This is a genomic window from Streptosporangium vulgare, from assembly GCF_042428775.1.
In the GTDB taxonomy this organism is placed as follows: Bacteria; Actinomycetota; Actinomycetes; order Streptosporangiales; family Streptosporangiaceae; genus Streptosporangium; species Streptosporangium vulgare.
On sequence record NZ_JBHMBS010000012.1, the window covers coordinates 162,873 to 176,396 of the forward strand.

The 13,524-nt window shown below is 73.7% G+C and carries 11 protein-coding genes; 4 read left to right on the top strand and 7 right to left on the bottom strand.

The genetic code is table 11. The annotated features are described in order from the left end of the window. Nucleotides 1-122 precede the first annotated feature (122 nt). Both ACFFRH_RS25040 and ACFFRH_RS25045 read left to right on the top strand, forming a co-directional pair. Nucleotides 123-965: a helix-turn-helix domain-containing protein gene (locus ACFFRH_RS25040; protein WP_344745051.1), complete on the top strand. Its 843-nt coding sequence runs from the start codon at nucleotides 123-125 to the stop codon at nucleotides 963-965. Between the two features lie 76 nt (nucleotides 966-1,041). After that, nucleotides 1,042-1,311: a hypothetical protein gene (locus ACFFRH_RS25045; protein WP_344745050.1), complete on the top strand. Its 270-nt coding sequence runs from the start codon at nucleotides 1,042-1,044 to the stop codon at nucleotides 1,309-1,311. Nucleotides 1,312-1,548: 237 nt separating this feature from the next. On the opposite strand, the gene ACFFRH_RS25050 is transcribed toward ACFFRH_RS25045, so the two are convergent. The 7 genes from ACFFRH_RS25050 to ACFFRH_RS25080 form a co-directional block, all read right to left on the bottom strand. Further along, entirely contained in the window at nucleotides 1,549-2,202 is a 654-nt protein-coding gene (locus ACFFRH_RS25050; RefSeq protein ID WP_344745049.1) for a TetR/AcrR family transcriptional regulator, read from the bottom strand. 177 nt (nucleotides 2,203-2,379) lie between these two features. Continuing rightward, nucleotides 2,380-4,737 (bottom strand): glycosyltransferase family 39 protein, encoded by a 2,358-nt coding sequence (locus ACFFRH_RS25055; RefSeq protein WP_344745048.1) that lies wholly within the window; start codon nucleotides 4,735-4,737, stop codon nucleotides 2,380-2,382. Continuing rightward, nucleotides 4,734-5,930, bottom strand: a complete 1,197-nt coding sequence (locus tag ACFFRH_RS25060; RefSeq protein WP_344745047.1) for a bifunctional glycosyltransferase family 2/GtrA family protein — start codon at nucleotides 5,928-5,930, stop codon at nucleotides 4,734-4,736. Before ACFFRH_RS25060 ends, ACFFRH_RS25055 begins: the two co-directional genes overlap by 4 nt. A gap of 346 nt (nucleotides 5,931-6,276) precedes the next feature. Continuing rightward, entirely contained in the window at nucleotides 6,277-7,695 is a 1,419-nt protein-coding gene (locus tag ACFFRH_RS25065) for a sensor histidine kinase (RefSeq protein WP_344745046.1), read from the bottom strand. Then, nucleotides 7,692-8,399 carry a response regulator transcription factor gene (locus tag ACFFRH_RS25070; protein ID WP_344745045.1) on the bottom strand — a complete coding sequence of 236 codons (708 nt, stop codon included), beginning with the start codon at nucleotides 8,397-8,399 and terminating at the stop codon, nucleotides 7,692-7,694. Before ACFFRH_RS25070 ends, ACFFRH_RS25065 begins: the two co-directional genes overlap by 4 nt. 77 nt (nucleotides 8,400-8,476) lie before the next feature. Then, nucleotides 8,477-9,991, bottom strand: coding sequence for a phytoene desaturase family protein (locus ACFFRH_RS25075; RefSeq protein ID WP_386159919.1), 1,515 nt, complete (start codon nucleotides 9,989-9,991; stop codon nucleotides 8,477-8,479). Between the two features lie 259 nt (nucleotides 9,992-10,250). Next, nucleotides 10,251-11,153, bottom strand: coding sequence for a LysR family transcriptional regulator (locus ACFFRH_RS25080; protein ID WP_386159921.1), 903 nt, complete (start codon nucleotides 11,151-11,153; stop codon nucleotides 10,251-10,253). Between the two features lie 70 nt (nucleotides 11,154-11,223). On the opposite strand from ACFFRH_RS25080, the gene ACFFRH_RS25085 reads away from it, so the two are divergent. Both ACFFRH_RS25085 and ACFFRH_RS25090 read left to right on the top strand, forming a co-directional pair. Beyond that, a complete protein-coding gene (locus ACFFRH_RS25085; protein WP_386159923.1) occupies nucleotides 11,224-12,459 on the top strand; it encodes a YeiH family protein in 1,236 nt (411 codons plus the stop codon). A 123-nt stretch (nucleotides 12,460-12,582) separates the two neighbouring features. Beyond that, nucleotides 12,583-13,521 (top strand): pseudouridine-5'-phosphate glycosidase, encoded by a 939-nt coding sequence (locus ACFFRH_RS25090; protein ID WP_386159925.1) that lies wholly within the window; start codon nucleotides 12,583-12,585, stop codon nucleotides 13,519-13,521. Nucleotides 13,522-13,524 lie beyond the last annotated feature (3 nt).

Genomic DNA, 13,524 nt, shown 5'->3' on the forward strand with positions numbered 1-13,524 from the left:
CTTGATCCACACGCTCGGGTCTAGCGTCGTGCGCACCATGCGGGAGGTGACGTGAGCAGGCGGGGAGCACAGGCGTACGGCGGCCACGGCACCCGGCCCGCGCGAACGGCCGAGGAGATCGTGTGACCGGGTTCCAGCAGGCGAGAACCGACCTCGGCGTGCGGCTGCGGCACCTGCGGGAGGCCGCGCACCTGTCGGGCAAGGATCTGGCCGAGCGGCTGAGGTGGCAGGCGTCCAAGGTCTCCCGGATCGAGAACGCCCGCCAGACGGCGACCGAGGACGACGTCACCCAGTGGGCGCGGGCCGTGGACGCCTCCCCCGAGGTCGTCGGGGAGCTGGTGGAGCAGGCCGCGGGCCTCCTGGACCGCCAGGACTCCTGGCGGCAGCGGCACCGCAGCGGGCTGGCGGCGCTCCAGGAGGACATCCGCGACGTGGAGGCGCGGACCAACCAGCTGCGGGTGTTCGAGCCCGGCGTGATCATCGGGCTGCTGCAGACCACCGAGTACGCCCGGAGCATCTTCACCCGGATCAAGCGCCTCTACCGGGCGCCCGACGAGATCGACGCGGCCATCCGGGTGCGCATGCAGCGCCAGGACATCCTCTACGACCAGAGCAAGCGGTTCAGGTTCGTCATGCCGGAGGCGGCGCTGCGCCACCGGCTCGCCCCGCTGGACGTGATGCGCGGGCAGCTCGACCGGTTACTGGCGGTGACGGCGCTTCCGAACGTGGAGTTCGGCGTGATCCCCTTCGAGGCGTTCCTGCCCTCGGCACTGCTCAACGGCTTCTGGATGTACGACGAGGACCACGTGGCGGTGCCGACCAGGACGAGGGACCTGCTGCTGCGCGACCCGGAGGACGTCGCCTTCTACGCGCGGACCTTCGAGGAGCTCTGCGAGGTCGCGGCCTTCGGGGAGGATGCCAGATCGGTGATCGTCCGAGTACTCAGCGATTTCTCCGGACAATGAGGGGACTAAACACCGCAATTGCTTGATTAGCATCCCAAGATCGTGCAATTCTCTGTCGAGACGGAGGTGACGCACGATGCTGGACACGCTGTCCTGTCTCGAGAGGCTCGTTGCCGCGATACGGCTGCACGCCGACCTTTCCGTGCAGCGGATCTCGTTCGGCGATCCCGCGTACGTCTACGTCCGCAACCGCTTCAGCAACACCCTGGCCGAGACCGTGACCTGCTCCCCGGACGGCGGCTTCATCACGTCGTGGGGCTACCGGCTCGGCTGCAGCGAGAACATCGACGACGCCGCGGCCCGGCTGGCCTACCTCCTCGCGGCCCTGCCCACCCCCCGGGTCTGAGCCGGACGCGACCCCCTCCCCTCGGACCCGCCAGGCGGGACGGGCGGGTGTGGCGCCGACGTGCCGGTTCGGGTACGTCTGACCGGTTCGGGTGCGCCTGGCCGTGGGATCCCACGCTCGTGGCCACCTCGGCCACCTCGGCCGACCGGCCAGGGCGAACCGGACACCGGACACCGGAACCTCGTCAGACCGGAGACCTCGTCGCCGCCTCGGCAGTGACGAGGCGGTCGGCCCGCCCTAGGGGCTCTCGGCGGGCGCGTCGGGGAAGTCGGAGAGGTCGAGGCCGACCTCGCGGGCGGCGGCGACCCGGGCGTGGTGGAGCATCCGGCTCCGCGACATGTTGCCGGTGTGCAGGGTGTATCGGACCACGAGGCCGTCGAGCATGCCGTCGATCCGCTCGGCCGAGCCCAGGGGGTCGTCGCAGGCGAACTCGCCCGAGGCCACGCCGTCGGAGATGACCTGGCTGAGGACCTCGATCCAGGCGCCCTCAAGTTCGAGCAGGATGGTCCGGACGTGCTCCTCGCGCACCCCGACGGCCCAGGCGTCGACCCAGAGGATCCAGCTCTGGTCGGAGCGGGAGGCCGGGATGTAGAAACGCAGGACGCGGTCGAGAAGCTGGACGGCGGTGCCGGGGCCCGCGACGATCTCCTTCAGCCGCTGGATCTCGGAGTCGCTGGTGCTGCGGAGCATCTCGGTGATGAGATCGTCCTTGGTGGCGAAGTGATAGTGGATCAGCCCGCCGCTCACGTTCGTCGCCCTGGCGATGTCGGCGACGCGGGTGCTGGCCAGCCCACGCTCCAGCACGACCCGCCTGGTGGCTTCAAGGAGCTCCGCTCGGCGCTGGTCGGCCTGGTCGGCGCGGCTGCTGCGCGCTCCTCCTCCGCTGTGCACGGCGCAAGACTACAGCAGCACGGGCCGCCGCCTTACTACTCCTGATTGGCGAACCAGTCAATAGCTCCACCCCGGTCTCGACGACCCTATCCGGTCACCGGGCGGGCGGAGCGCGGTGACCGGACATGGTGACGACCGCCGGGGCCGTCGCCGGCCTCCGGGGGCGCCGCGGCGGGCTCAACCGCAGCGGTAGAGGGACTGGTCGGTGGAGCCGCCGTACTCCGACGCCTCGACGGCGGCGCAGTTGGCCCGCACCCACTCGGTCACCTGGGAGTCGCCCCTGTCGGGCCCGCCCCTGCCGCCCCCGGTCATCACGTACCTGAGCCGCCCCGAGGAGACGAGTCCCTTGAGCCGGTCCACGGTCATGGCCGGGTCGCTGCCCGTGAAGCCGCCCATCGCGATGACGGGCAGCCCCGTCGACAGGATGACCGAGGAGGCGCCCTGCGCGCTGCTCACCGCCACCAGCCAGGTCGCGCCGCCCCGGTTCCTCTTCAGGTAGTCGACCATCCGCTGGTCCATCGCCCCGCCGAAGCCGCCCCGCATCCCGCCGGGGAGGCCGTAGCGCGCGATCGAGGAGCCCTGCCGAGCGTCACCGGCCGTGCCCTGTCCCGGGTCCTGCTCCGGCGTGCCGCCGGGAAGGCCGCCCTGGGTGCCGTTCGGAGGAATGTTCCGAGGGCCGTCGTCGCCGGGGAGTCCTCCTCGCGTACCGCCGGGGAAGCCGCCCCGCATGCCGCCGAAGCCTCCGCTCCCCGCGGGGCCCGCGGTGGGGTTGGTGCCGTTGACGGGCGAGCCGAGGGGGGTGAGCGCGTAGGCGGCCGGCCCGGCGAGGACGGCGACCAGCCCGGCCGTCAGCGCCACCGCGGCGATCCGCGACCTGAGCCGCCGCCCGAGGCGGGCCAGGAGCAACCCGGCGACCGCCACGACGGTCGTACCGGCCACCGCCCAGGCCAGCCAGGGCACGAAGCCCCCGGCGTCCCCGGCGCGCCGGAGCAGGGTGAACGCCCACCCCCCGGTGACCGCGACGCCCGCGGCCAGCACCCACGACCAGGCCCTGGACTCCCGCTGGGCCCGCCACACGAGCACCCCGCCGAGGCCGGTCAGGGCGGCGACGGCCGGGGCCATCGCGGTGGTGTAGTACGGGTGGAAGGTACCGCTGGAGAAGCTGAACACCACGTAGTGGACCGCGAGCCAGCCGCCCCACAGCGTCAGGGCGATCCTGGGGTCGCGGAGCGGGCCGCGTGCGACCAGGACCAGGCCCGCGACGAGGGCGATCACGGAGAGGGGCAGCAGCCAGGAGATCTGCCCGGCCATGATGTCGTTGAACAGGCGCCCGGCCCCCGCCTCGCCGCCGAACCCGCCCCCACCGCCGGGTCCACCGGATCCACCGCCTCCGCCGGGCCCGCCGCTCCCGCCGAAGACCCGGCCGAGGCCGTTGTAGCCGATGACGAGGTCCCAGACGGAGTTGTCGGTGCTGCCTCCGACGTAGGGCCTGCTCGACGCGGGCCACAGGTCCACGACCACCATCCACCAGGCGCTGGAGACCACCAGCGCCGCACCCGCCGCGAGCAGGTGCCCGAGGCGGCGGAGCAGGGGCCCGGGAGCCATGACCAGATAGAGCGGGGCGAAGACCGGGAGCACCAGATACGCCTGGAGCATCTTGGTGTTGAACGCCAGCCCGACGAACACCGCCGAGACGACGAGCGCGCGCATCCGGCCGGCGCGTACCGCCTCCTGGCAGAACCAGGCGGCGAGCACCAGCAGCAGGACGAGGAGGGTGTCGGGGTTGTTGTCCCGGTTGATGGCCACGGTGATCGGGGTCAGCGTCATCACCAGGGCCGCGACCAGCGCGGCGGCGTGACCGTACGTGCCGGGCAGTGCCCTGCGCACGGCCGAGTGGAGTACGGCGACGGCGGCGACCCCGGCGACGGCCTGGGGCAGGAGCATGCTCCAGGTGCCGAACCCGAAGACCCTCGCGGACAGTCCCATCACCCACAGCGCGAGCGGCGGCTTGTCCACGGTGATGAACGACCCGGCGTCCAGTGCCCCGAAGAAGAACGCCTTCCAGCTCTGTGTGCCCGACAGGATCGCGGCGGAGTAGTAGTCGTTGGCGTGGCCGTTCCGCCCGAGCGCCCACACGTACAGGACCGTGGCCAGCGCGAGCACCGCCCACAGGCCGGGCCGCGCCCACCGGGGGTCACCGGGACCGCCGAGGAACACCCGCCGCACGGCGCCGCCGAACCCGCCGTCCCGCACGGCGCGGCCCCGCCCGGGGACCCGCCTCGCACCTGACGCGAACGGCGCTTCCGGCACGTCCGGCACGTCCGGCACGGTCGCCGTACTCGACGCGGACGGCGCGGACGGCGCGGACGACACGGACAGCGTGGTCGGCGCGGACGGCGCCGTCCGTGTCGGTTCGTCGGGGGCGGGGAGCTCCGGCCGGGGGGCGGCGTGCGTCCCCGGTGGCGGGGAGGTCACCGTGCCGGGCGCGGACGCAGAGGACGAGGGTCTCGTGTCCCGCGAGGAGTCGGCGGTCATGAAGTGGTCTCCTTGGCGCGGCGGGGGTTGAAGACCCAGGCGCGGAGCATCAGGAAGCGTACGAGGGTGGCGAGGGCGTTGGCCGCCACGAGCGCGGCGACCTCCGCGGCGGTGGACGCCGCGGGCGCCACGAGGTCGAGCAGGGCCAGGCCGCCGGTGCTCAGCAGCAGGCCGACGAGGAAGGCCAGGCCGCCTTCGAGCTGGTGGCGGAGGGCTCCGGTACGGCCGGTGACGCCGAAGGTGAAGCGCCGGTTGGCCGCGGTGTTGGCGACGGCGGTGACGAGCAGGGCCAGCCCGTTGGCCACGACGGCGGGCATCACCAGGCGCAGGGTCACGAACAGGACCAGGTGCGCCAGGGTGCAGATCGCGCCGATGACGGCGAAGCTGGGCAGCTGGCGGGCCATGCCCCTGGGCAGCCGTGCTCCCCGCACGCGCGGCGGCACCGGGAGCCTCGCCGCCCCCGACAACGTCTTCCGTGCCACCCTGGCCATCCCCCTGAGGTCGTCCACGGCGGTCCTGACGATGTCGACGCGGCTGTCGGGGTCGTCCACCCAGTCGACGGGCACCTCGTGGATGCGCAGCCCGTGCCGCTCCGCGAGGAGCAACAGCTCGGTGTCGAAGAACCACTCCTCGTCCTCGACCGCGGGGAGCAGCACCTGCGCGATCTCGGTGCGGACCGCCTTGAAACCGCACTGCGCGTCGGAGAAGCGCGCCCCCATCGCCGACCGGAGCAGCAGGTTGTACGTCCGCGAGACGAACTCCCGCTTCGGTCCCCGGACGACGTTGGAGCCCCTGGACAGCCGGGTGCCGATGGCCAGGTCGCTGTGGCCGGACAGCAGCGGGGCCACCAGCGGCAGGAAGGCGTCCAGGTCGGTGGAGAGGTCGACGTCCATGTAGCTGACCACGTCGGCGTCGCTCTCCGACCACGCCCGGCGCAGCGCCCGGCCCCGGCCCTTGGCCTCCATGCGCAGGGCGCGCACGTGGGACAGCTCGTGGCCGAGGGCGGTGGCGATCCGCCAGGTGGCGTCGGTGCTGGCGTTGTCGACGATCGTGATGCGGAAGCCGTAGGGGAAGGTTCTCGTGAGGTAGGCGTGCAGGCGGCGGACGCTCTCGCCGAGCACCCGCTGCTCGTTGTGGACGGGGACCACGATCTCGACCAGCCGGGTGCGCGCCGGTGCCATGGCCTGCTTCATGCCGCCCTCCGGGGGCGGGGGCTCGGTTGTCTCATGCCCTCACGGTGGTCGCGTGATCTTGAGTGACCCTGAGGCGGTCATTAACACCGGGTGAGAAAGGGGCGCGGCCGGTCCGGCGGGTGCGGGCGAGCGGCGCGACCGGTCCCGCCGGCGAGCGGCGCGGCCGGTCGCGCGGCGGTTTCCTTCGGCGGGGACGGGCGGTGGGGACGGGCGGCTCACGTACCCGGAGCGGCGGTAAGGAGGGAGGGAGGAGAAACGACGGGCGACGGGGACGGCCGCTCACGTACCCGGAGCGGCGGGCCACGACGGGAGGGGGGACACCTGTTCCCGCGCCGTCGGCAGCCGCTCACGTGCCCGGGGTGACAGGCGACCGGGCAGGGGAACCGGGCAGGTGGACGCGGGCGAGGGTGCCGCCCCCCGAGGCGTTCTCCAGGCTCACCTCTCCCCCGGCGTCGCGTACGGCCTTGGCCACGATGGCCAGCCCCAGTCCCGAGCCGGGCATGCTGCGGGCCGAGGACGACCGCCAGAACCGGTCGAACACGTACGGCAGTTCCTCCCCCGGGATGCCGGGACCGTGGTCCCGCACGGTCAGCTCGCCGCCACGGAGCCGCACGCTCACCGGATCGGCCCCGCCCGGCGAGAACTTCACCGCGTTGTCCAGCAGGTTCACCACGGCCCGCTCCAGGGCGGCCTGGTCGCCCCGCAGGTACCAGGGGCTCAGCTCCACCTCGATCGAGGTGTCGGGGGCGCGCAGCCGCGCCCTGCGCACGGCCGCCTCGACGACGTCGTGGAAGGCGACCTCGACGTGCGGCTCGTGCTCGTCCTCGGAGCGCGAGAGCTGGAGCAGGTCCCCGACGAGCGTGGACATCTCCTCGAACTGGGCCTTGAGGTTGGCCAGCAGCCTGCGCTTGGGCGCGGCGTCGAGGGGGCGTCCGGCGTTCTCGCTGCGCAGCAGCAGGTCGATGTTGGTGCGCAGGCTGGTGAGCGGGGTGCGCAGCTCGTGCCCCGCGTCGGCGATCAGCCTCCGCTGGCGCTCGCGGGACCCGGCCAGCGCGGTGGTCATCGCGTTGAAGGAGACACCGAGCCTGGCGATCTCGTCGGTGCCCTCGACCGGGATCCTGGTGTCGAGGTCCTCGGTCCTGGCGACGTACTCGACGGCCTCGGTCAGGCGGCCGACGGGACGCAGCGCCGTACGGGAGACGAGCAGCCCGGCGGAGGCGGCGCCGAGCACGCCGAGCGCGGTGACCGCCGCGAGGATCCCGGCGAGCGTGGCGAGGGTGGAGTGGACCTCCCCCAGGGACCGTGACTCCATGACCGCGAGACCCGGGCGGATGTTCTTCGTCATCACCCGGACCTCCTCTCCGGTGTCGGTCACGCCGTTCCTGAACTCCCGCCTTCCCGGGGGGCCGTATGTCAGGGCCAGGTCCGCCGGGGTGACCTTGACGGGCGTGGAACCCGCCACGCACCTCCTGCCGTCGGCGTAGATCAGCTGGATGGGCGGGAGGCGGAGCTGCGGCCTGTGATCCATGACCTCTCGCGGAGCCCCCGGCTCTCCCGGACCTCCCGGCCCTCCCGGCTCTCCCTGGCAGTACGGCACGATCCACTCGATGCCCTGCGGCCGTCCGTCCAGCGAGCGCTCCACCTGCCGCAGCAGCTCGGCCCGTACGACGAACCAGCACAGCACCGCGCACACCGCGATCGCGAGCGCCACGGCCGCCGCCACCAGCAGGGTCAGCCGGGAGCGCAGGGACCGGCGACCGTTCACGCGGAGGTCCGCAGCACGTAGCCGACGCCCCGGACGGTGTGGATCAGCCGGGGGCGCCCGCCGATCTCGGTCTTGCGGCGCAGGTACATGACGTAGACGTCGAGGGAGTTGGAGGACGGCTCGAAGTCGAACCCCCACACCTCGCTGAGGATCTGCTCACGGGTGAGCACCTGGCGGGGGTGGACCATGAACAGCTCAAGCAGCAGGTACTCGGTGCGGGTGAGCTCCAGCGGCTCGCCGCCCCGGGTGACCTCGCGGCCGGCGACGTCCATCCGCAGGTCACCGAAGGCCAGGACCGCGTCGTCCTCGGCCGCGGGCGCGCTCAGGGCGCCGCGCCGCAGCAGCGCCCTGACGCGCGCCAGCAGCTCGTCCAGCTCGAACGGCTTGACCAGGTAGTCGTCGGCGCCCGCGTCCAGGCCGGAGACCCGGTCGCCCACGGCGTCGCGGGCGGTGAGCATGAGGACCGGCAGGTGGTTGCCCACCGCCCTGAGCCTGCGGCAGGCGGTCAGGCCGTCCATCCGGGGCATCATGACGTCGAGCAGGACCAGCTCGTACGGCTCCCGATCGATCGCCTCCAGCGCCGCCAGGCCGTCCGAGGCCAGGCCGACCCGGTACCCCTCGAACTCCAGGCTGCTCTGCAGCGCCTCCCTGAGCGCGGGCTCGTCGTCCACGACCAGCACCCGCGCCGCCTCACCCTCAGCCATGGTCTCCACGGTAGACGCCCATCCTGAGAGCCGGATGAACGCCACCACCGGCGGCCATCACCTGAGCCGGCCCCGGCTCAGGTGAGCAGCGCCATGGCGGCGTTGTGGCCGGGGATGCCGCTGACACCACCGCCGCGCCGGGCGCCCGCGCCGCAGAGCAGGACGCGCTCGAAGGCGGTCTCCACCCCCCAGCGCCCCGGTTCCCCGTACGGCCAAGACAGGTCGCGGTGGAAGATGTGGCCGCCGGGCAGGCCCGCCTCGGTCTCCAGGTCGACCGGTGTCTTGGCCTCGAGGCAGGGGCTGCCGTCGGGGGCGCGCAGCAGGCAGTCCTCGACGGGTTCGGCGAGGACCGCGTTCATCGAGGCGAGCGTGGCGCGCAGCGCGGCCTCGCGCGCCCCCGCCGGGTCCTCCCTGAACAGCCTGGCGGGCATGTGCAGGCCGAACAGCGTCATCGTGTGGGCTCCGGCCTCGCGCAGTTCCGGGCCGAGGATGGAGGGGTCGGTCAGCGAGTGGCAGTAGACCTCGGCCGGGGGCAGCGAGGGGATCCGGCCGGCCGACGCCTCCGCGTAGGCGCGGGCGAGCTGGTCGCGGCCCTCGTTGATGTGGAACGTGCCGCTGAACGCCGCCGCGGGGTCCACGCCGGGGTCCCGCAGGCGCGGCAGCCGCGAGAGCACCATGTTGACCTTGAGCTGGGCCCCCTCGGGGACGGGGCCGGCGTCTCCCAGCAGCCGGGCGAGCACGGCGGGCGGCACGTTGGCCAGGATCCGCTCGCCCGTCACCGTGTGCTCGCCGTCCGCGTCGCGGAAGGCGACCTCGCCCGAGGGGTCGACCGCGAGGACCTCGGCGCCGGTCAGGATCTCCGCCCCGGCGGCGCGGGCGGCGTCGGCGAGCGCGCCGGACACCGCGCCCATGCCGCCGACGGGGACATTCCAGTCGCCGGTCCCGTCGCCGATCACGTGGTAGAGGAGGCAGCGGTTGGCCAGCAGGCCCGGGTCCGAGGGGTCGGCGAAGGTGCCGATGAGGGCGTCGGTGAGAACCACCCCGCGCACGGTGTCGTCGGCGAACCGCTCGTCCACCACCTCGCCGACCGGCCGCTCGAACAGGTCGCGCCAGGCCTCCTCGCCGACGAGGCTCCGCATCGCCGTACGGTCGGCGAGGGGTTCCAGCAGCGTCGGCGCGACCCGCTCGGCCACGTCGGCGGTCATCCCGTAGAAGCGCCGCCATGCCTCCAGCTCGCCGGTGCCTCCGGTGACCCGGGCGAAGGAGGCGGCGGTCCGCGCGGCGTCGCCGTTGTCGACCAGCAGCCCGGTGTCGCCCACCGGCGTGTACGAGGCGTACCTGCGGCGGCGCAGCGCGATCCTGAGCCCCAGGTCGGCGACGACCTTCGAGGGGAGCAGGCTGACCAGGTACGAATAGCGCGAGAGCCGGGCGTCGACCCCGGGGAACGCCCGCGCCGACACGGCGAGGCCGCCGACGTGACCGAGGCGTTCCAGGACGAGGACGCGCCGGCCGGCGCGGGCGAGGTAGGCGGCGGCGACCAGGCCGTTGTGGCCGCCTCCGACGATCACGGCTTCGTAGCGAGAGCGGAGCACGAGACTTCCCGGCGGGGTGAGGTGCGGTGAGGGGACGCGGGGCTGGGCCGCGGCCTCAGAGACCCGTCTGCCAGTGCGGCTCGGGACAGAGCACGCTCGGCGTCTCGACCATCACCATGCGCTTCACCATATCCCGAAATATCCTCCAATCGGCAGCCCACGCGCCCTACCGGCCCTCCGTTTCCCCTTCCCCGCCGTCCACCTCGCGCCCGCCCGGATCCCGGATCACCGCCGTCCGCCGCTCACCACCCGTCGCCGCTCACCGCCGTTCGCGGGCGGTGGAGAGGGTGATCGTGAGGAGGGTGGCGGCGGGGCCGGTGGGGGTACGGCCATGGCGCCAGACCGCCCGCAGGCGGCGCGTGAGGTCGATGTCCCGGGTGGGCACCTCGACCAGCCGGCCGGTGACCAGCTCGGCCTCCACCGCGTAGCCGCTGAGCACGGCGGGAGCGGCGCCCTCGCGGGCGGCGCCCTTGACCGCGGCGTTGGAACCGAGCTCCAGCCTCGGGGCGGCGACGGCGTGGCCGGTGAGCGCGAGGTCCAGCGTCTCGCGGGTGCCCGACCCCCGCTCGCGGACGACCAGGGGGGTGGCGGCCAGCTCGGCGGCGAGCAGCGGGGTGCGGCGGCGCGCCCACGGGTGTCCCGGCGCGACCACCACCACGAGCCTGTCGGTGGCGACCACCCGCGACACCAGCCCGGCCGGGACCGAGGGCCCCTCCACGAACCCGAGCTCGATCTTCCCGCCGACCAGCCTCGCCACCTCGGCCGAGTTCTGCACGTCCAGGCCGACCTGGACCTGGGGCTCGCGGTCCTGGAGCTCCCCCAGCCAGCGCGGCAGCAGGTACTCGGCGACCGTCATGCTGGCGGCGATGCGCAGGTGCGCGGCCCGGCCGTGCCGTACCGCCTCCGCCCCCCGCATGAGCTCCTCCGCCGCCGCCAGCACCTGCGTGGCCCAGGCCGAGACCATCACGCCCTGCGGGGTGAGGGTGGACCCGCGCGGGGTGCGTTCCAGCAGCGGCAGCCCGAGGCGGCGCTCCAGGAGCGAGATGCGCTTGCTCACCGACGGCTGCGCGATGCCCGCCGCCCTGGCCGCCTGGCCGAGGCTGCCCAGGCGTTCCACGTCGACGAGCAGGCGCAGGGATTCGAGGTCGGGCAGCTCGCTCATAGCTCCAGGCTATGACCTTCCAGGAAGGTGACGGCTACCGGCCTCCCGGCGTCGCGCCGACACTCGGGGAATGCCCGTCTCCCCGCTCACCCGTTCTTCCGACTCCGCCGCGCGAACCCCTCAGGCACCCGTACGGCCTGCTCCGGCACCGGCGACGAGAGGGGAAGCGCTCCGGGCGCTCGCGCCGGGGCTCGGGGCCGCGGCCCTCGCGGTGGTCCTGGCGACGGCGGTGACCCGGATCGTTCCCGGAGTGAGCGCCGCCGTGGTCGCGGTGGTCCTCGGGGTCGCGCTCACCAACCTCGGCGGCCTGCACCGGTCGCTCACCCCCGGGCTCGGGTTCGCCTCCCGCCGGGTGCTGCGCCTGGCGATCGTGCTGCTCGGCCTGCAGATCGCGCTGCCGGAGCTGCTGGCGCTCGGCTGGCGGGCGCTGGCGGTGGTCGCGGTGGGGACCGGCGTCACGTTCGCCGCGACGCGCTGGATCGGAGGCCGCGTCGGGGTGAGCCCGCGCAGGTCCCTGCTGATCGCGACCGGCGTGTCCGTCTGCGGGGCGGCGGCCGTGGCCGCCATGCACGAGGTCGCGGAGAGCGACGACGACGACGTGGCGGCCGCGGTGGGCGTGGTCGTCCTGTACGGCAGCGTCTCGATCGTCACGCTGCCCCTCCTCGCGGGGGCGCTGGGGCTCAGCCCGCACCAGCTGGGCCTGTGGGCCGGAGCCTCGGTCCACGAGGTCGCGCAGGTGGCGGCCATCGGCGCGGCGGCCGGAGCGGGGGTGCTGGTGAGCGCGGTCGCCGTCAAGCTGGCCCGGGTCGTCCTGCTGGCCCCGATCGTCGGGCTCACCTCCGTCTCCCTGCGCCGTACCGCGGCCTCCTCACGCCGCACCGAGGCGGACCCGACCTCCTCGCGCCGTCCCGAGACGGACCGTCCCGAGACGCCCGGTCCCGAGGCGAACCGTCCCGGAGCGGACCGTTCACAGGCGCCCGGTCCCGAGGCGGACCGTTCCGGGGCGCCCCCCGCCGCGGACCGTCCCGGGGCCGGGCGGGCGGCGCGGCGACCGCCGGTGGTGCCGCTGTTCGTCGCCGGGTTCGTCGCGGCCGTGGCGGCGCGGAGCCTGGGCGTGGTGCCCGCCGGGATCACCGGCGCGATCCCCGACCTGACGGCGGTGCTGCTCGCGGCGGCGCTCTTCGCCCTGGGCACCGGTGTCGACCTGCGAAGGCTCGCGCGGGGCGGGCGGTCGCTGCTCCTGGGCGGGATCGCCACGGTCATCATCGGCGGGATCTCACTGCTCGGAGTGCTGATCGTTGGCTGATCTTTGAGTGGACGTCTCCTCGCAACCACCGTAACGTGCTCTTTTTGGGGAAGACGGTGTCGTTTACACCGTTCCAAAAGCAAGCAATGATTACGACCTCGGACAAGGAGACAGAACCAGCTCATGCGTACCACCCGACAGTCCCTCTCCGGCGCGCTCCGCCCCTCCAGCGAGGTGGCCGAGGCGCTGGAGCAGGGTGCCCCGATCGTGGCGCTGGAGTCCACGATCATCTCCCACGGCCTGCCCCAGCCCCGCAACCTCGAGGTCGCGGTGGAGCTGGAGCGGATCGTCCGGGAGGCCGGGGCGGTGCCCGCGACGATCGCGGTGCTGGACGGCGTGGCGCGCATCGGTCTCGACAAGAGCGAGCTGGAGCGCGTCGCCGGCGAGCAGGGGCTTCGCAAGCTGGGCTTCCGCGACCTGCCCGCCGCCGCCGCGCTCGGGGCGAGCGGGGCGACCACGGTCTCGGCCACCTCGTTCCTCGCCGCCAGGGCGGGCATCCGGGTCTTCGCCACCGGCGGTCTCGGCGGCGTGCACCGCGGGTGGACCGAGAGCCAGGACGAGTCGGCCGACCTCGACATGCTGAGCCGGACCCGCATCACCGTGGTCTGCGCGGGCGTGAAGTCGATCCTGGACGTTCCGGCCACCCTGCAACGGCTGGAGACGCGCGGCGTCACGATCGCGGGGTTCCGCACCGACGAGTTCCCCGGCTTCTACCTGCACACCTCCGGCGAGCCGGTCGACTGGCGGATCGAGACGCCGGACGAGGCCGCGGGCATCATGCGGGCCCAGGACGCGCTCGGCGGCCCGGAGACCGCGCTGATCGTCGCCAACCCGGTGCCGCTGCCCGAGCAGCTCGACCCCGAGCTGCACGACCGGGTCCTCGCCGAAGCCCTCGCCGAGGCGGAGCGGCGGCGGATCACCGGTCAGGCCATCACCCCGTTCCTGCTGGGCTACCTGGTGCGCGGCACCGGCGGCGCCTCACTCGAGGCGAACCTGGCCGCGGTGCGGGGCAACGCCCGCGTCGCCGGGCAGATCGCGGCCTCCTGGAGCCGGGGAGACTGAGGA